Here is a 17,252-nt window from a genome sequence, read left to right on the forward strand (position 1 = left end):
TCCTTATCTATTTTCTAGAGAGTTGGTGAGCCGGTGCCTGAGTTTTTACTTACATTTATGGATGTATTCAAAAGTACGTATAAAGGATTTTTAGAAGCAGGTCTATTAACGATTGAGATCACAGCGATTGCGATTGTCATTGGAACCGTCTTAGGTATCTTTTTCGCACTGATGAAGATCTCGAATTCAAAAATACTACAAACGATCGCAAATATTTACATTACACTAATTCGTGGAACGCCACTTATTGTACAGATTATGTTTTTATACTTCGGTATTACTTCAGTTATCGTATTAGATAACTTTTGGGCAGGAGCCATTGCTTTAGGCGTCCACAACGGTGCGTATATTGCAGAGATTTTCCGTGGATCTATTCAAGGAATTGATAAGGGTCAGCGGGAGGCAAGTCTAGCACTCGGTATGAACAGTTCATTGACGATGAGACGAATTGTCTTTCCACAAGCTTTACGACGTGCGATTCCACCGCTTGGAAACCAATTCATCATTACATTAAAAGATTCGTCTTTAGTGTATGTCATCGGAGTATCTGAAATGTTTGGTGTAGCGAACCGAGTAGCTGCTTCGAACTTCAAGCAATTCGAAACGTTTCTCGTTGTAGGTCTTTATTATCTCATTCTCGTTCTTATTTTCAGCGCTCTATTAAAATGGTATGAGAACAAATTGGATGTAGATAAATAATGGAGGCGAATACGATGATTAAAGCAGAAAATATCCATAAGTCATTCGGAGATTTAAACGTGTTAAAAGGTATTGATATGGAAGTACATCGCGGTGAAGTAGTCGTTCTTATTGGTGTCAGTGGTTCAGGAAAGAGTACATTCTTACGGTGCTTAAACTTCTTAGAACTGACGAATGAAGGCGTAATTACAATTGATGGAAAGAGTATCAATCAGAAAAAAGATAATTTAGCGAAGGTGCGTGCGGAGGTGGGTATGGTGTTTCAACACTTTAACTTATTCCCTCACAAAACCGTATTAGAAAATGTAATGGAAGCGCCTTTGATGGTGAAAAGAATAGACAAAGCAAAAGTGAAGAAAATGGCACTCGAAATCTTGAAAAAGGTAGGTTTATCCGATAAAGCGGACGTTTATCCGAATAAATTATCAGGTGGACAAAAGCAGCGAGTGGCGATCGCCCGGGCGCTTGCCATGGAACCGAAAGTGCTATTATTCGATGAACCAACGTCTGCACTCGATCCTGAACTCGTCGGAGAAGTATTGCAAGTCATGCAGACGTTGGCAGAAGAAGGGATGACGATGATCGTCGTGACGCATGAAATGAAATTTGCTAAAAATGTAGCAGATCGAGTCATTATGCTAGACTCCGGAGTCATCATTGAAGATGCGGATCCAGATACGTTCTTTAACCACTCCAAAAATGAACGTACGCTGCAATTTTTAGAAATGGTGGATGTGTAAAAACGGGATTAAAACAACTAGTCCGAAGTTACACGAGTTACTGAAGCTCCTTAACAACAGGAAACATTTAAATAATGAATAAAATTCTAGAATCCTCAAATCTTGAAACAAGGTTTGAGGATTTTTCGCGCTGTCTTTTTACTGTATAATTGAAACGCAGAAAAAAGAAATCAAGGAAATGAAAGAGCTGATCGAGGATTTGAAGAATAAAGATAAGAAATAGTAAGGAGAAATGAAATGAAGAATTCAACAAGGGATACTAGATTCCCAATCAAAGTCCATAGTTATGAGGTTTTCTATGAAGCACAATATTCAGCTAACCTAGCGTAGCGATATAACCGATCCTCCAAGTATTAGTGTTTATAATTCCACGATCTGGTCATACTGTCAGTAGAAATGGAAAGCACTTTGTCGAGGAGGAATACAGTGGAAAAGAAACAGCATAAACCAAATGACCGTCAAATGGAAGAGCGAGAAATACTTACGACGCGCCAAGGGCATTCTGTACAGGATAATCAAAACATCAGGACAATTGGTGACCGTGGCCCCGCTACGCTAGAAAACTATCATTACATTGAAAAAATCTCTCATTTTGATCGTGAAGAAATACCAGAACGAGTAGTCCATGCAAGAGGTTCAGGTGCTTTTGGTTATTTTGAAACGTATGGGAAAGCTGGAAATGAGCCAGTTGAAAAGTATACCCGTGCCAAAGTGTTTTCGGGTGCTGGGAAGAGAACGCCTTTAGTCGCTCGTTTCTCTACTGTAGCAGGAGCTAAAGATTCGCCCGAAACTGCACGAGATCCACGAGGGTTTGCGGTGAAAATGTATACAGAAGATGGCAACTGGGACCTTGTAGGAAATAATTTGAAAATCTTTTTCATTCGAGATGCAATGAAGTTTCCTGATATGATTCACGCATTCAAAGCCGACCCCGCTTCTAATATATCGCATCCGCAGCGCATGTTTGATTTTGTCTCTCGATCGCCAGAAGCTATCCATATGATCACATTTTTGTTTTCTCCATGGGGTATTCCCGCCACGTACCGTCATATGCAAGGTTCGGGTGTGAATACATACAAGTGGGTCAATGACAAAGGTGAGGCGGTTTTAGTGAAGTATCATTGGGAGCCGAAGCAAGGCATCCGAAATTTAACACAGGAAGATGCCGACGCTATACAGGCGAAAAACGTTGCACATGCGACGCAAGATTTATCTGAAGCGATCGAACGGAAAGAGTACCCTGAATGGGAACTTTTTGTGCAAATTATGGAAGATGGCTACCACCCAGAACTGGATTTTGATCCGCTTGATAATACAAAACTTTGGCCAGAAGAACAGTTTCCTTGGTTGCCTGTAGGAAAGATGGTATTAGACCGCAACCCTGATGATTTTCATATGGACATCGAGCAAGCCGCCTTCGGAACCGGAGTCCTTGTTGATGGAATGGATTTTTCCGACGATAAAATGCTTCAAGGCCGTACATTCTCGTATTCCGATACACAGCGTCATCGTATCGGCACGAATTATCTCCAACTGCCTGTTAATGCACCCAAAAAAGAAGTTCGGACAAACCAGCAACGTGGTCAAATGGATCATCGAGACCCAAGCGAGTCGGGAGACAATCCGCATATTAATTATGAACCATCCATGCTCGGTGGATTTAAAGAAGCAACAGGAGAAAGTCGTCCTCCGCATCGACCTACGTATAATGCAGCAGCGATGAGCGCACCGATTGACCGACCGAATAATTATGGACAAGCAGGCGAAACGTTCCGACAGTTTGAAGAGTGGGAACGAGAGGAATTAATTACTAACCTCTCCGATGCACTCGCAGCGTGTGATGTGCGTATTCAAGAAGCGATGATCGATCACTTTACACAAGCTGATTTTGAATACGGACGTCTTGTACAAGCAGGTATTGAACGGAAAATGAAAGAGTTCGAAGGGATGGCGGCAGAACGTAAAGTCCCTGGTCGTGATGCGGGTCAATCGAGATTTGGACAAGGCACGCCCGATTCCAAAATGGCTGTGAAAGATGCAGTAGACAAAGGTCATGAAGCAGATCCTTATTGATGAAAAGGAATAGCTCTTTCTATCCAAGTTAAAATGTATGGTGAATAGCATCTGTATAGGTAACAAATGTGATTGTGCAAGCACTTACATTTGCGTCTTATATAGATGTTTTTTCATTTTCAAATCCTGATTTTTATATTGACAGTTTTATGCTGTATTCAACAAATTAAATAACAGAGTAGTTAGATAGTTTACCAGAAAAATGATATACTTTATTTTAAGAAGTGTCTAGAGGAGATTGCGCTGAATGATCAACCTGTGCAAAAGATGAAAGAGCTAGTAGATCTGAATATTAGTTATCATAATAAAAACATCACTGACATCCCACGAAAAAGATTGGGAGGTGAAGTTGTGAATAAGTCCTTTTGGATTCCATTACTAGTTTCATTTGGAACGATGGTAGTACTATATGTAATAGGTTTTATAGCGAATATAGATGTTCTACTATTTAATTTCTCACTTTCGCATACTGAAATTTCACTACTACCGATCGGTGTTGGCATGGTAATGGGGTTTATTAGTGAAACTATTATCAAATCGAAATCACATGCCAACTAGTAAAGCATGTAGTGGCTAACCGTTGTACAGGAGACGAAGTAAGGGAAATACTATAATTCGTAATAAAAGGGGACCAGTGCATGAATATTTCTAACGTAGATGAAATCACTAGTCTGTATCGAAGATTAATAGACGCATGGAACAACCGTGATGCAAAAGGAATGGCTGAACTATTTACAGAACAAGGAATTCAAATTGGTTTTGATGGAAGTAAAATGGTTGGACGACAGGAAATTTTATCGCACCTTACATCAATCTTTGAAAAACATCCCACAGCACCTTTTGTAACGAAAGAGAAAGACGTTCGTGTAATCGGAACGGATACCGCAATCGTACAAGCTATTGCAGGGATGATTCCACCAGGTAAAACAGATATTGAGCCCACAGTAAATGCCCTTCAAACTCTAGTTACCGTTAACAAAGACGGCAATTGGAAAGTTGAGCTCTTCCAAAATACACCTGCACAATTTCATGGAAGACCAGAATTAGTTGAGCAAATGACAGATGAGTTAAGACAAGTAATGAAATAATGACAAAGTCGTAACCGAATCATGTAAAAGGAACCGAGAGATTTGTGTTTCCTACTCTCGGTTCCACTGATGACTAATCATTATGTTTCTCTACATATTCTTTGAGTGCGAGTAGGTTTTTATCCCAATATTGTTCAAAGAAACGAAGCCAGTCCTTTAGTTCAATCAATGGTTCAGAATTAAGCATATAACGTGTTTCACGTCCAACCTTTTGACGGTGGACGAGGCCCGCATCAAATAGAATGTGAAGATGCTTATTTACTGCTGTGCGGCTTATAGGATAGAATTCCACAATATCGGTTATGGATAATTCTTTTTCAGCAAGCAGTTTTAACAGACTACGACGAGTGGGATCGGAAATTGCTTGAAAAATGTCTTGCGTAGATGGTTTCTCCACATTTAAGCCTTTACTAGATCAGGAAGTCTCTCTTTTACAATACGTTCCCAACCGCTTTCAATAAATCCACGAACGACTGTATGAGGTTGTTCAAATTCGGTTACTTTATTGGCATCCCAGCCAGAATGTATTAATGTAAGCTCCGTTTGCTCTTCATTCAATTTTTTAAATTCAATTAAAACATGCCAATCTTTACCCCAATCAAAGCCCAAACGAGTAGGGGGTTGAAGTTCTGTTACTGTACAAATAGAGTCACCGAATTGCCCTGTATGAAGTACAAATTCATGTCCTATAATGGGTTTAAGTGAATTTAGCATCCACCACGCTGCAATCCCTTCTGATGTAGAAACAGCTTCCCATACTTTTTCAAGTGGCGCATTAAGCACAATGGTTTTACAGATATCTTCTAATTTCTCCTGTGAATTCATCATTCATACCTCCGATTCATTTAACACTTTAAGGTGTCATGTTTTATTGTACTACCTAATAGTGTTAGGTAAACAATTTTTATCTAATTAACATAAGTTTTGTTTGGAAATAAATAATAAGTCAACAATTTTAAAATGAAATGAGCTGTTATTTTACTTTTTTTACTTACTAGACACAAATATGTACTAGGAAAAGTAGAAAATTAGGGATATGGAGCATAGTAATCTTCATAGAAAAGAAGTATATTCATTATATAGGTTAATATAATCAGATTTCATATTCTAGTATAGTTGTTTTACAGTAATTTAATTACATTATTTAACAATTAAATATTTGGGCGTTTTGAAAAATATTAAAATTAGTCTTTTTACCTAATTTTTTATATTGTATAACCAGTATTTGTACTTTACTTATATATAAAATAGATAAGGCGGGGATAAATTTGAACGAATTCGGAAATTACCTACAGGAATTGCGTACACAAGGACAGATGTCTTTACGATACTTAGCAGAACGCTCCAATCTTAGCTATTCATTCGTTGATTCTCTAGAAAAAGGTAGGTATAAACCTACACGTGAAGCGGTTTATACATTATCAGAAGAACTAAAAACCGATGCAAATATGTTATTGAAATTAGCAGGTTATGCAACCAATGAAACAGTGGATTAAGTGATTTCCTTCCTTAAAAAATAAAACATCTCCGAACGATGTAAATCTGAAACACGATGGCATGAATCCTCTCCTAGGATCGATTAAAGTAGTTTATGAAAAAAGGTTTTCACATACTCTTTTTAAAAGCGACTTACTTTACAAAAATAATCGATAGAATCATCTTTGCAAATATTAACAATTGTCAATAGTGTTTTATCTAAAATTATCGTATACTTACTATTAAGTAGTTTTTCTATTCGGAATAATCTGTTGCTGGCCATGCATAAATGGTGAGTAATTGTATATTTGCTGAAAAATTAGTAGCAGATTCTTCTCCAGTCCACAAAGCCTCTTAGCAACTACAAAGGAGATGGGCGATATGCCAGCTTATATGGTGAATGAGTATTATATTTTTACTTCATTTGAAGATATGTCTTCTCTAATTCATGACATTATCCATTATTCTCTTCTGCCTGAACAACAGCATCACCATTCATTTTCTGTGCTAACAGGTCGCTTAGATAAACAGGCACTTCAATTCAAATCAGATCAAGGATATTCTATACCTGTCCGCTATGAAAGTGAAGACGATATTTACTATTCACTTTGAATAATTTGTTAGTAGAATTGAATAGTATGATTCGGAATCTACTTATTTCATAGACTTTCAAACCGATCAAAGTTGGTGAATTTACTGACTCGTGACGTCAATGTTTCTACTAGAGAATATGCATCTAAATAAAAGGCATTCCTTCGCTTAGAGCCGAGTGAAGGAATGCCTTTTATTAGTTTTATAGAATACTTCGAACGAACATCATTGGCACCATAAAAAGAGCGTTGGTTCTTCGCAAAAACAACGCCACAAAAGAATAACATCCACAAACTCTATTCTTTCCCAGAAATCCGCTCACTACTATCAACTTCCTGACCCACCATACGCTTTTCAAACGTCTTGCGCCAGCTCGGAGACAATTCTTCAACTTCTAGCAACCGACGAACACCTACTAAGTCCTGTTTATCATGATGCATCAGACGATTCGCTTCTGCCACCGTAATAGCCTGCGCCTGGCGTGTTAACGGAACTAATTTATCTTCGGGAGAAACCATTCCTTCTTGCAGCACCCGGAAATAAAATCCCGTATAGCCTGTATCCTGCACAAGTAGCGGCATGTCTTTTCGTTCATACACAAGCCCTAACTTAAAACACGGCTGGCGCGGCTGACTCACTTGCACAATTGCTTCACCAAGCTGAAACGAGTCCCCGATACAAACGTCTTGCTCCGTGATACCCGAAATCGTCAAATTCTCGCCGAACGCACCATACGAAAGCGGCCGATCCAGCGCGCGTTCCCAGTAGCTATAATGCGCAAACGGATACACACAAACCGCTTTATGCACACCCCCATGATGAACAAGATCCCCTTGGCCATCTCCTATAAAATTAACAGAAGATAAAAACACTGCCTCATGTACTTGCTCCTTGAAAAAGCCAGTCGAAACACTCTTCTTCCGAAAGTCCGTCTCTTTAGGTTTCCCTACATTCAATGAAAGAACCTTAATTGTTTCCATAGAATCTACCTCCTATGTATCTATTTAGTGTAAGTGTATCATCATCCAATATTTTTAGTAAACGTCTCTCTAGCTGAATATATAGCTTTATTAAGTTGAAAAGTGAATCGCAGCGAAACGGTGCTAACCCAATCTCCATTCATTAATCCCCATCGTATCCGTCCCATAACAATCCAACATTTCCTCCTCATCTACCTTCCAAGTCGCACCCCCAACCCAATCAATGCTATAATAAATCCATTCTATATATTCACTACCTGTGCAAAGATTGATGGAGGGAACCTTACATGAAAACCGAAGCTAAACTACAAAAAGAAGCTATGAAAGTCCTTAAAGAGACAAGCCGTACATTCTACATACCAATCAAACTTCTTGAACCGAACGTTCGTGAAGCGGTAGCGTCTGCATACTTGTGCATGCGCGCAATCGACGAAATCGAAGATCATGAACAGCTCGACGTGACGATCGTGATCGACTTGCTGAACAAAGTAAGCGACATACTCGACCACACGATCGCGACAGGAGAATCAATGGCCGCTGCACTTGATACGTTATTCGCACCATACCGCGAGCAATTGCCGGAAGTGACATTGCGCTTAGCTGATTGGGTGGAGTTCTGCCCAGCAACAGCACGTAATAAAGTTTTGGAATCGACTGCGATCATGGGTCGCGGTATGGCGGAATGGGCTGGGAAAGACTGGGTTATTCATACACGTGAAGACCTCGATGATTATACGTACTACGTGGCGGGACTCGTTGGCGTAATGCTAGCCGATATTTGGCGCTGGTATGACGGCACGGAGACGGATCGCGACTTGGCAATCGGCTTTGGCCGTGGATTGCAGTCGGTCAATATTCTGCGTAACTACAAAGAAGACGCAGTACGTGACGTCAATTTCTTCCCGAATGACTGGAAGTTGCCGGAGATGTTTGCGTACGCTGAAGAAAATTTGGCGCTAGCGGATGCGTATATTGAAGACATTCATACGAAAACGATTTTGAACTTCTGTAATATTCCTTTGGCTCTGGCGCATAGTACGCTAGATGCACTGAAAGAAGGACGCGAGAAGATGACGCGTCTGGAAGTAGTTTCGGTCGTCAATAAAGCGATACAAAAGTAAGCGTGTAGTAGGGAAAGGGGGAAAGCGATGCTAGATTTACTGATCATCATGATCGAACGAGTCGGAATGATTGTGGCAGTCGCTTTCCTTTTGACTCGTTTCCGATTTTTCCAGAATATGATTCACCAAGATGGTTTGGATCGTCGGCAAGAGCTGACGGCCATTCTGTTTTTTGGGTTATTTGGGATTTTTGGGACTTATTTTGGCGTGGCGCTTGATATGCAAACGCTTCATTTCGAGAATATGTCATGGCAATTGCATTCTGATGAAGCAATTGCGAACTCCCGTGTCATCGGCGTCGTCGTGGCGGGATTGCTTGGCGGTTATCGACTTGGTATCGGTGCCGGTTTAATTGCCGGGATCCACCGAATGTCACTAGGCGGCTTTACTGCAATTTCATGTGGTGTGGCGACGATTATTTCCGGGATAGTTGCAGGATGCTTCTATAAAAAGAACAAGCACATCAGTCCACTCATGGCATTCGGAATCGGTGCAGCAGCGGAAGCGTTGCAAATGTTACTCATTCTCCTGATTGCTCAACCGCTCGAGAAAGCGCTCACATTAGTGCAGGCGATCGGTTTACCAATGATTCTCGCAAATGGTCTTGGAACGGCGCTGTTCATGCTCATTGCGTACAGCGTGATAAGTGATCAAGAGAAAGTGACTGCATTGCAAGCGCAGAAAACATTGCGTATTGCAGATCAGACGCTTGGCTATTTACGGACAGGCATGCGAAAAGACACAGCTACGGCCGTCTGCGGCATTCTGATGGATGAGCTCAAGCCCGGTGCTGTCGCGATGACGAATAAAACAGAGATTCTCGCATTCATTGGAACAAAAGGAAGTATTGCGCACGGACCGATTCAGACAGACATTACACGGCAAGTAATCCAAGAAGGCAAGCTCATCGTGACCGATTCTATCCTGAATGAATCCCCCGACGTACCCACGTTTGGTGCGGTTGTCATTGCGCCACTTAAGACACGTGGTGAGACGGTTGGGACATTGAAATTATTCTATCCTTCGCGTAAAGCAATTACGGATGTGACGATCGAATTAATCGCAGGACTCGCTGAATTACTCAGCAATCAACTCGAAATCGCTGAAGCGGATCACGCCTATCAACTTGCGAAAGAAGCGGAAATCCAAGCACTGCAAGCACAGATCAGTCCGCATTTCTTATTTAATTCGTTAAATATTATCATTTCATTGATCCGGACAAATCCCGATGAGGCGCGTAAATTACTATCGTCATTGTCATTCTTCTTGCGTCAGAATCTTGAAGGTACGACTGCGAAGATGGTGACGTTACAACAGGAATTAGCGCATGTTGAAGCGTATTTGATGATTGAAGAAGCGCGTTTCATTGATAAATTGAAAATTTGTATCGATACCGATCCGCACGTTATGCAGGTGAAGATTCCACCACTGACGTTGCAACCGATTGTGGAAAACGCGATGACGCATGGTATTAAAGATCTTGATGAACATGCGATTGTCCATATTTCTATTCATGAAATCGATGACGCGATTCATATTATAGTAGAAGACAATGGAAAAGGAATCGACAGTGAGCGACTGTCACGGCTTGGCGAGGAGAAGGTCACGTCTGAAAAAGGGACAGGTCTCGGTCTGTATAATGTCAATCGGCGCCTCATTATGTCGTTTGATGAGCGTTCAGCGCTGGCTATACAGAGTACGCCGAATGAAGGAACGAAGATTTCCTTCCAGATTCCGAAGGTGGAGGTGGAGGATCATGACGGAAATCCGGGCATTGGTCGTAGATGATGAACGGTACGCGCGTGAAGAGTTGATTTATTTATTGGGACAATTTCAGTCGGTTCACATTGTCGGGGAAGCGGATTCGGGTGAGGCGGCGATCGTCAAGGTGATGCAACTGCAACCAGACATAGTATTTCTCGACATTGAAATGCCGAAAGTCGATGGCATGGAAGTAGCAAAGACGCTTGGCGCACTGAAAAAAGTACCGTTGATCGTCTTCGCTACTGCTTATCCGCAGTTCGCAGCGGAAGCGTTTCGAATTCATGCGACGGACTATTTATTAAAACCGTATGATGAAGATCAGTTGCGCCAGACGATTGAACGTGTGGAAGAATTGCTTCACCCGCCGATTGCTACGCTACCAAAACGAATTGATCGGCTGCCTGTTGAAACGGAAGGCGAGATCCACTATATTCCGGTGCAAGATATTCTGTATGTACATCGTGATGATAAATGGACGAAAATTGTTACGGTGGCGAAAGATTACGAGACGCGCATGACATTAAAGGATTTGGAGCAACGGTTGATTCCTGCGTCGTTCTTTCGTATACATAAAAGTATTATTGTCAACTTGGCGCACGTCAGCAGTTTGACGCCTTGGTTCAACGGAGCGTATCAGCTGGAGATCGATCAGCGAGCAGAAAAGCTGTCTGTCAGTCGCAATTATGTCAAAGAATTACGTCAACGTCTAGAAGGATAATCATCTCGTAACCTGTTAATCTCCTGGAGTGCATCTTACTTCGCGATTTTGACATGTTACGAGATTTTGTCATGAATTGGACACCTTTCTATTATAGTTATTGTAAGCGTTATCACTATAAGGGAGGGAAAGAAGCTATGATTACATTTTTATTTTCTATCGTATTATTAATAGTCGGATACTTTACGTATGGTAAGTACATCGTCAAAATGTTCGGCGTTAAGGAAGACCGTGCGACACCAGCGTATACAAGCGCAGACGGAGTCGACTATGTGCCGATGAGCACAAGCAAGAACTCATTGATCCAGTTACTAAATATTGCAGGAGTTGGACCGATTTTCGGACCGATCATGGGTGCGTTATACGGCCCGGTTGCATTTATCTGGATCGTTGTCGGCGCGATTTTTGCAGGCGCTGTACATGATTATCTAACAGGTATGATTTCGATCCGAAACCGCGGAGCACACTTGCCTGAACTGGCAGGAAAATTTCTCGGGAAATTTATGAAGCATATCGTCAATGCATTTGCGTTATTATTACTCGTCTTGGTCGGTACGGTATTCGTTTCGGCACCAGCAGGACTGCTGTACAACTTGATGAACGGTTGGATGGCAATGGGTATTATCGTTGCACTTATTTTCCTTTATTATATTTTGGCTACATTATTACCGATCGATAAAATCATCGGTCGCTTCTATCCTATCTTCGGCGCACTACTTGTAATCAGTGCAGTCGGAATCGGTGGCATGATGGTCATCAAAGGCGTTCCAATTCCGGAATTAACATTTGCGAACTTGCATCCGGATAATATTCCGATCTTCCCGTTATTATTCTTAACGATTTCATGCGGCGCATTATCTGGCTTCCATGCGACGCAGTCTCCGATCATTTCTCGGACGACAAAGAAAGAAAGCGAAGGACGAAAAATTTTCTACGGTATGATGATTGCAGAAGCTATTATCGCAATGATCTGGGCAGCGGCTGGTATGGCGTTGTTCAACGGTATTACATTAAGTGAATTACTTGCAGCTGGCGGACCCGCAGTGATTGTTAGTGAAGTATCCACTGTCATGTTAGGTGCGGTTGGTGGTACACTCGCTATCCTCGGAGTCATCATTCTACCTATCACATCGGGTGACACGGCTTTCCGTAGCGCGCGAATGATTATCGCAGACTACATTAAATATCCACAAGCGAAAATCTTGAGCCGTCTATGGATCGCACTTCCGATGTTCGCTATCTCTATTGCACTGACACGTATAGACTTTAATATTCTATGGCGCTACTTCTCCTGGGCGAACCAGTCCACGGCAGTTATCGCGTTATTCGTAGGTGCTATGTATCTCTTCATTGCCGGCAAGAACTACTGGGTCGCACTCATACCCGGAACGTTCATGCTGATGGCCACGATGACGTATATACTAAACGCAGCCATTGGATTTGGATTACCGATGAACGTAGCCCTTATAGGTGCAACTGTCATCTCGATCTTCCTCGTCGCCCTATTCTTCAATGCCGCAGTGAAAGCCCGTGCTGCTCAGATTCCGCTGGAAGAAGATATTACAGGCTGGGAAATCACACGAACTGTTTAAACGAATGAATACAACCTGTTGAGCTTCGGCTTAGCGGGTTTTTTTATGGAGATATATAAAGAGGCTCCGTTATGATACACTACTAATTAAAGGACGTTGTTTTTACACAATAAGAGTCTTTTATACAATTAAAATAACTAATGATACTAATAGTGTAAATATACACTATACGTATAAAGGAGGAATTCGACGTTGAATAAACAGACAGTCATAGACTTGGTGTCGCCTCGCTTGAAATTAATTCGAACGGAAATGGACTACACGCAAGATCAGATGGCGGAGATTATGGGGATTTCTAAGAAGACGCTTGTACAGTTGGAGAAAGGTCGCCAGGAGATTGGCTGGTCTACAGCGGTAGTCGTTTGTGCGTTATTTCGCGAGAGTGCTCTGCTGCGCTCAGTCATGGGTGAAGATCCGATTGAGCTAGCTGAAATGGCTGTGCATGAAGAGATTCATTCACGGGAAACTGCAGCGAGTGCATCGATTAATTGGTGGACAGAAGTGGGTCAGTGGCAGCAATATAATTTACAACAGCATACAGCAGGTGGACATTACCGCATTATCGCAGCGGACAATAAGCGGTTATTTGGTACGGGAGACCGAGAAAAAGCGTTGGCTGAATTCAAGAAATATATGGATATGACGTAGTTGTTATATGAAAATAATTCATGAAAAACAGAAGAAAACCGACTGTACTCTTTTACGAGTATGTCGGTTTTTCGATGTGGAATGAGAATTTCTGTGCAGTTGTAAATAGACCTTTTTCATATATGCGTTCTTCGAATTCCACATGATCGTCGCAGTCGATCGATAGCACTGTCGTACATCGTGTACCGTAATCTTTCGACGCAATGAATATAGAAGACAACAAGCTTTCGAGATCTTCTCCGACGCCTGTATCAGGCAGTTGTTCAGTCGGGAAACGTTCCGCTCGTTGCATCATAGCGAATAACACGTCAGGATCGATTGTCGTAGTCTGTTCCAAATACTCCGCAAGCAACGCTTTCGTTTTATCTACTTTCGGCCATGGTGTATCGAGCAATGCGTTGCTCAGTCCGTGTGTGCCGTGCGTGATATGTTGGATCGATTGTTCGATATTCGAGTAATAGAACATCTCTTCAGCAGATCCAGCGAGCACGTTGCAGCCTGCGTAATCGTCTCGATTCGTATGCAGTTGCTCCATGAACGATTGCGCGGACAAATCCGATTGTAAATAGGAAGAGACGATATGACCGCGCGAACGCTTGCCTGTTTCCGGTCGCGTGAAGTCTCGGTAGTTCGTTAATGCGGCGACTTTTCCTTCTGTATTGACGCCAAGCCACGTACCCATTTGTTCTAAATCACGTCCTGCCAAGACGTTCGGGTAATCGCTCCAAAAGTCTGCTGGTGCTGTTGGACGACGATACGCTTCGTCTCGGTTCGCCATCAGAACCAATTTATACTTCGGGTGGCTTTGTAATTGGAATGCCAGTAAACACATGTCACTCACCTCGTTTAGTTATGTATGAAATTAGTGTATCATGGGCAGTTTTGTTTGGCGACTGTACAGACAGTATGATAAACACGATAGCAAACAAAGCTGTTGATTGTTTGGAACACTATTGAAGTTACGAATTGTAAGAGGTATCATAAGAGTTAACGAACAAACAATCATCGGATTTGTTTGTGATAACTAAAAACATGATAGGAGTGCGTACTACATGGAAATCATAGAAACGTTCTGGGAGGCTTCATTAGATGAATTAAAGCAGGGTTATATAGAGAGCAACACTTCGTATGATTGTTTGTTATGCGGCAAGCAAATGGAAAAAGGCGTGATTTATCCGTACGAGAATGCGTTGTATGAAGCGGAGCGATTTATGCATGTACATATCGAACATTCCCATCAGTCGGTGTTTGCGTATTTGCTTGAGCTCGATAAGAAATGGTCGGGGATTACGGATCATCAAGGGGATCTATTGCGTTTATTCTATCAAGGGAAAAGCGATAAGGATATCCAGGAAGAATTGGAGATCGGCAGTGCGACGACGGTTCGGCATCATCGGTTTGCGTTGAAAGAAAAAGAACGTCAGGCGAAAGTGTTTCTTGCGATGATGGAGTTATTGAGAGAGCGAGAACAATACGTTCCGGCTTTCATTCCGCCACATAAAGCATCGCAGTTATTTCATGATGATCATTCGGTTGCGGAGGAAGAACAGCAAGCGATACTGCGAACGTTTTTCCCTGATGGAATGGATGGTCAGTTAAAAGAGATGCCAGCGACAGAAAAACAGCGACGTATTATTGTCCAGGAAATCAGTAAACGCTTTGACGGAGATATTTCGTACAGTAAGCATGAAGTGAATGATCTGCTGTCAACAATACATGAAGATTTCATTACATTGCGTAATTATTTAACCGAATATGGCTATTTCGGTCAGACGCGTAACGGCAATCAATATTGGCTAAAGTAAGCTTCCGTTTGAATGTTATCAGGTTTAGAAATTATGCAGGTGGGAAGACTAGGAGTAATCGCGAAAGGAGCGGAAGTAAATGACTGCAAAAGACACAGTGATTAAAATTTTGAACGAAAGTATGACGGGCACAATGGCAACGGTGGACAACAACAAGCCGTATAGCCGCTACATGACATTCATGAGTGATGGATTGACATTGTATACACCTACTAATAAGAAAACGGAAAAGGTGGATGAGCTGGAGGATAATCCCCACACGCACATTCTACTTGGATATGACGGTGAAGGATTCGGTGATGCGTACGTGGAATATTCTGGTCATGTAACGATTTCCGATGATGAATCATTGAAGGAAAAAATCTGGAACGATCATATGAAAGCATGGTTTGATGGACCAGAAGATCCGAATTTGGTTATTTTGAAAATCGAACCGGAAGCGATCCGTTTGATGAACAAAAAAGGCCAACCGCCAGAAGATATTTCCCTGTAAATAATGAGTAGGCTATAAAAGTATAGTTGAATACTATATCCCGAAAGTGAGAGGTTATACTCCCACTTTCGGGATATTTTTATGTAGCTGGCAAGTTAGCCAAAAATATGTGCAAAACCCGCAGATTTCCATTGCTTGAAGAGGTCAAATGCGGGTATACTCTATATAAGAACACTTGTTCCTTTGAGGAGTGAACGTCATATGAAGCCGTTACCGAATAAAAAAATAGCCTGTCTTGACATGCGTAGCTTCTACGCGAGTTGTGCTGCGGCAATGGAAGGGCTCGACGTCATGAAGGTGCCGATTGCGATCGTCGGTAATATCGAGCGCAAAGGCGGAGTCGTGTTAGCTGCCTCGCCGCCACTGAAAAAGGAGTTCGGCATTACGACTGGCATGCGTTTGTATGAGATTCCGGACGATCCGAGCATTCGTTTGATTGAACCGAAAATGCAGTTTTATATAGATGTCTCGATGGAGTTGACGAGATTATTGAATCGCTATGTGCCAAAAGAAGCGATTCATGTGTATAGTATCGATGAAAGTTTTGTGGACTTTACGGGCACCGAAAAGCTTTGGGGGCCTCTCGAGAATTTGATTTTCCGGATCCAAGACGAGTTGTATCGGCAATTCGAGTTGCGTTCAGCTTGCGGCGTCGGGCCGAATATGTTGCTGTCGAAACTTGCGCTGGATTTGGAAGCGAAGAAAACAGGGATCGCGCACTGGACGTATGAAGACGTGCCGGAGAAGTTGTGGCCGGTCGCCCCGCTTCATAAAATGTGGGGGATCGGCAGAAGAGTGGAGCGAACGCTTGAAGACATGGGTGTTTATTCGGTCGGTGATCTCGCACATACGCCACTCGAAAACTTGGAGAAGAAGTTCGGTGTGATGGGCAATCAATTATATTATCACGCGCATGGCATCGATTATTCCGAACTTGGTTCCGTCTTGATCGAGGGGCAAGTGAGTTACGGCAAAGGCCAGACGTTGTTGCGCGATTATACGACGACGGACGAAGTATTAGCCGTTTTGCTTGAGATGTGTGAAGATACCGCGATGCGCGCACGCCTTGCAAAAAAGAAAGGACGTACGATCACGTTGTCGTTTGGCTATTCGAAGCACGCGTTAGGTGGCGGCTTCCAGCGACGAAAAACGCTGCCGGAAGCGACGAATGAAACGCTGGCGATTTATCGCGTGTGCCAAGAACTGTTTGAAACGTTCCATGATGGCAGACCCGTCCGCCATATTTCCGTTAACTTGTCGAATCTTGAAGAAAACGACAGTTTCCAGCTGAGTTTATTCGAACCTTCGAACTGGAAACAGCAAAAAATCGGTCAAGTGATGGATGAAATTCGTGTGAAGTACGGATCAGCTGCCATTCTTCGCGCGGTTTCCGTTACGCCAGGCGGTACAGCCTATAGGAGAAATCAATTAATTGGCGGTCATTATAAGTGAAGAAACTAGCAA

General features: G+C 42.3%; 19 protein-coding genes. 15 read left to right on the plus strand and 4 right to left on the minus strand.

The window, feature by feature from the left end:
• Window positions 1–57: 57 nt before the first annotated feature.
• The 5 genes from SporoP32a_RS00745 (at window position 58) to SporoP32a_RS00765 (ending at window position 4,600) form a co-directional block, all read left to right on the plus strand.
• Window positions 58–699 (plus strand): amino acid ABC transporter permease, encoded by a 642-nt coding sequence (locus tag SporoP32a_RS00745; protein ID WP_085428940.1) that lies wholly within the window; start codon window positions 58–60, stop codon window positions 697–699.
• Window positions 700–713: 14 nt separating this feature from the next.
• Window positions 714–1,439 carry an amino acid ABC transporter ATP-binding protein gene (locus SporoP32a_RS00750; protein ID WP_085426161.1) on the plus strand — a complete coding sequence of 242 codons (726 nt, stop codon included), beginning with the start codon at window positions 714–716 and terminating at the stop codon, window positions 1,437–1,439.
• Window positions 1,440–1,901: 462 nt separating this feature from the next.
• Window positions 1,902–3,512 carry a catalase gene (locus SporoP32a_RS00755; protein WP_157130008.1) on the plus strand — a complete coding sequence of 537 codons (1,611 nt, stop codon included), beginning with the start codon at window positions 1,902–1,904 and terminating at the stop codon, window positions 3,510–3,512.
• A gap of 351 nt (window positions 3,513–3,863) precedes the next feature.
• Entirely contained in the window at window positions 3,864–4,070 is a 207-nt protein-coding gene (locus SporoP32a_RS00760; protein WP_085428941.1) for an ATPase, read from the plus strand.
• A gap of 80 nt (window positions 4,071–4,150) precedes the next feature.
• On the plus strand, window positions 4,151–4,600 hold the full coding sequence (locus tag SporoP32a_RS00765; RefSeq protein WP_085426163.1) for an SgcJ/EcaC family oxidoreductase: 450 nt from the start codon (window positions 4,151–4,153) through the stop codon (window positions 4,598–4,600).
• A gap of 73 nt (window positions 4,601–4,673) precedes the next feature.
• Here SporoP32a_RS00765 and SporoP32a_RS00770 read toward each other — a convergent pair whose 3' ends face one another.
• Together SporoP32a_RS00770 and SporoP32a_RS00775 are read right to left on the minus strand one after the other, a co-directional pair.
• Window positions 4,674–4,997 (minus strand): ArsR/SmtB family transcription factor, encoded by a 324-nt coding sequence (locus tag SporoP32a_RS00770; protein ID WP_085426164.1) that lies wholly within the window; start codon window positions 4,995–4,997, stop codon window positions 4,674–4,676.
• Between the two features lie 2 nt (window positions 4,998–4,999).
• Complete coding sequence (locus tag SporoP32a_RS00775; RefSeq protein WP_085426165.1) at window positions 5,000–5,425, minus strand: SRPBCC family protein; 426 nt, start codon at window positions 5,423–5,425, stop codon at window positions 5,000–5,002.
• 443 nt (window positions 5,426–5,868) lie between these two features.
• On the opposite strand from SporoP32a_RS00775, the gene SporoP32a_RS00780 reads away from it, so the two are divergent.
• The gene (locus SporoP32a_RS00780) at window positions 5,869–6,096 is read left to right on the plus strand and encodes a helix-turn-helix domain-containing protein (protein WP_085426166.1); all 228 of its coding nucleotides are present in this window, start codon (window positions 5,869–5,871) and stop codon (window positions 6,094–6,096) included.
• Window positions 6,097–6,457: 361 nt separating this feature from the next.
• Window positions 6,458–6,688: a hypothetical protein gene (locus SporoP32a_RS00785; RefSeq protein ID WP_085426167.1), complete on the plus strand. Its 231-nt coding sequence runs from the start codon at window positions 6,458–6,460 to the stop codon at window positions 6,686–6,688.
• Between the two features lie 275 nt (window positions 6,689–6,963).
• On the opposite strand, the gene SporoP32a_RS00790 is transcribed toward SporoP32a_RS00785, so the two are convergent.
• The gene (locus tag SporoP32a_RS00790; RefSeq protein ID WP_085426168.1) at window positions 6,964–7,647 is read right to left on the minus strand and encodes an MOSC domain-containing protein; all 684 of its coding nucleotides are present in this window, start codon (window positions 7,645–7,647) and stop codon (window positions 6,964–6,966) included.
• A gap of 287 nt (window positions 7,648–7,934) precedes the next feature.
• On the opposite strand from SporoP32a_RS00790, the gene SporoP32a_RS00795 reads away from it, so the two are divergent.
• The 5 genes from SporoP32a_RS00795 to SporoP32a_RS00815 all read left to right on the plus strand — a co-directional run bounded on the left by SporoP32a_RS00795 (window position 7,935) and on the right by SporoP32a_RS00815 (window position 13,490).
• Window positions 7,935–8,768: a squalene/phytoene synthase family protein gene (locus SporoP32a_RS00795; RefSeq protein ID WP_085426169.1), complete on the plus strand. Its 834-nt coding sequence runs from the start codon at window positions 7,935–7,937 to the stop codon at window positions 8,766–8,768.
• Window positions 8,769–8,795: 27 nt separating this feature from the next.
• Complete coding sequence (locus SporoP32a_RS00800; RefSeq protein ID WP_085426170.1) at window positions 8,796–10,556, plus strand: LytS/YhcK type 5TM receptor domain-containing protein; 1,761 nt, start codon at window positions 8,796–8,798, stop codon at window positions 10,554–10,556.
• Complete coding sequence (locus SporoP32a_RS00805; RefSeq protein WP_085426171.1) at window positions 10,525–11,250, plus strand: LytR/AlgR family response regulator transcription factor; 726 nt, start codon at window positions 10,525–10,527, stop codon at window positions 11,248–11,250. The genes SporoP32a_RS00800 and SporoP32a_RS00805 overlap by 32 nt, the downstream gene beginning before the upstream one ends.
• A 137-nt stretch (window positions 11,251–11,387) precedes the next feature.
• Complete coding sequence (locus SporoP32a_RS00810) at window positions 11,388–12,842, plus strand: carbon starvation CstA family protein (RefSeq protein WP_085426172.1); 1,455 nt, start codon at window positions 11,388–11,390, stop codon at window positions 12,840–12,842.
• Between the two features lie 192 nt (window positions 12,843–13,034).
• A complete protein-coding gene (locus SporoP32a_RS00815) occupies window positions 13,035–13,490 on the plus strand; it encodes a helix-turn-helix transcriptional regulator (RefSeq protein ID WP_085426173.1) in 456 nt (151 codons plus the stop codon).
• A gap of 52 nt (window positions 13,491–13,542) precedes the next feature.
• Here the strand turns inward: SporoP32a_RS00815 and SporoP32a_RS00820 are convergent, their stop codons facing one another.
• Entirely contained in the window at window positions 13,543–14,322 is a 780-nt protein-coding gene (locus SporoP32a_RS00820; RefSeq protein ID WP_085426174.1) for an NRDE family protein, read from the minus strand.
• 220 nt (window positions 14,323–14,542) lie between these two features.
• Between SporoP32a_RS00820 and SporoP32a_RS00825 the strand changes: the two genes are divergently transcribed.
• The 3 genes from SporoP32a_RS00825 (at window position 14,543) to SporoP32a_RS00835 (ending at window position 17,240) form a co-directional block, all read left to right on the plus strand.
• Window positions 14,543–15,295: a DUF2087 domain-containing protein gene (locus tag SporoP32a_RS00825; protein ID WP_085426175.1), complete on the plus strand. Its 753-nt coding sequence runs from the start codon at window positions 14,543–14,545 to the stop codon at window positions 15,293–15,295.
• A gap of 79 nt (window positions 15,296–15,374) precedes the next feature.
• A complete protein-coding gene (locus SporoP32a_RS00830) occupies window positions 15,375–15,788 on the plus strand; it encodes a pyridoxamine 5'-phosphate oxidase family protein (RefSeq protein ID WP_085426176.1) in 414 nt (137 codons plus the stop codon).
• Window positions 15,789–15,989: 201 nt separating this feature from the next.
• Window positions 15,990–17,240, plus strand: a complete 1,251-nt coding sequence (locus SporoP32a_RS00835; RefSeq protein ID WP_085426177.1) for a Y-family DNA polymerase — start codon at window positions 15,990–15,992, stop codon at window positions 17,238–17,240.
• Window positions 17,241–17,252 lie beyond the last annotated feature (12 nt).

It is taken from the genome of Sporosarcina ureae (genome assembly GCF_002109325.1).
In the GTDB taxonomy this organism is placed as follows: domain Bacteria; phylum Bacillota; class Bacilli; order Bacillales_A; family Planococcaceae; genus Sporosarcina; species Sporosarcina ureae_C.

What these genes read in the sequence shown, in the direction of transcription:
- SporoP32a_RS00795 (WP_085426169.1), top strand. Translation starts at nt 7,935, where the DNA reads ATGAAAACCGAAGCTAAACTACAAAAAGAAGCTATGAAAGTCCTTAAA.
- SporoP32a_RS00820 (WP_085426174.1), bottom strand. Translation starts at nt 14,322, where the DNA reads ATGTGTTTACTGGCATTCCAATTACAAAGCCACCCGAAGTATAAATTG.
- SporoP32a_RS00785 (WP_085426167.1), top strand. Translation starts at nt 6,458, where the DNA reads ATGCCAGCTTATATGGTGAATGAGTATTATATTTTTACTTCATTTGAA.
- SporoP32a_RS00800 (WP_085426170.1), top strand. Translation starts at nt 8,796, where the DNA reads ATGCTAGATTTACTGATCATCATGATCGAACGAGTCGGAATGATTGTG.
- SporoP32a_RS00750 (WP_085426161.1), top strand. Translation starts at nt 714, where the DNA reads ATGATTAAAGCAGAAAATATCCATAAGTCATTCGGAGATTTAAACGTG.
- SporoP32a_RS00830 (WP_085426176.1), top strand. Translation starts at nt 15,375, where the DNA reads ATGACTGCAAAAGACACAGTGATTAAAATTTTGAACGAAAGTATGACG.
- SporoP32a_RS00755 (WP_157130008.1), top strand. Translation starts at nt 1,902, where the DNA reads ATGGAAGAGCGAGAAATACTTACGACGCGCCAAGGGCATTCTGTACAG.
- SporoP32a_RS00835 (WP_085426177.1), top strand. Translation starts at nt 15,990, where the DNA reads ATGAAGCCGTTACCGAATAAAAAAATAGCCTGTCTTGACATGCGTAGC.
- SporoP32a_RS00825 (WP_085426175.1), top strand. Translation starts at nt 14,543, where the DNA reads ATGGAAATCATAGAAACGTTCTGGGAGGCTTCATTAGATGAATTAAAG.
- SporoP32a_RS00810 (WP_085426172.1), top strand. Translation starts at nt 11,388, where the DNA reads ATGATTACATTTTTATTTTCTATCGTATTATTAATAGTCGGATACTTT.
- SporoP32a_RS00775 (WP_085426165.1), bottom strand. Translation starts at nt 5,425, where the DNA reads ATGAATTCACAGGAGAAATTAGAAGATATCTGTAAAACCATTGTGCTT.
- SporoP32a_RS00805 (WP_085426171.1), top strand. Translation starts at nt 10,525, where the DNA reads ATGACGGAAATCCGGGCATTGGTCGTAGATGATGAACGGTACGCGCGT.
- SporoP32a_RS00765 (WP_085426163.1), top strand. Translation starts at nt 4,151, where the DNA reads ATGAATATTTCTAACGTAGATGAAATCACTAGTCTGTATCGAAGATTA.
- SporoP32a_RS00790 (WP_085426168.1), bottom strand. Translation starts at nt 7,647, where the DNA reads ATGGAAACAATTAAGGTTCTTTCATTGAATGTAGGGAAACCTAAAGAG.
- SporoP32a_RS00745 (WP_085428940.1), top strand. Translation starts at nt 58, where the DNA reads ATGGATGTATTCAAAAGTACGTATAAAGGATTTTTAGAAGCAGGTCTA.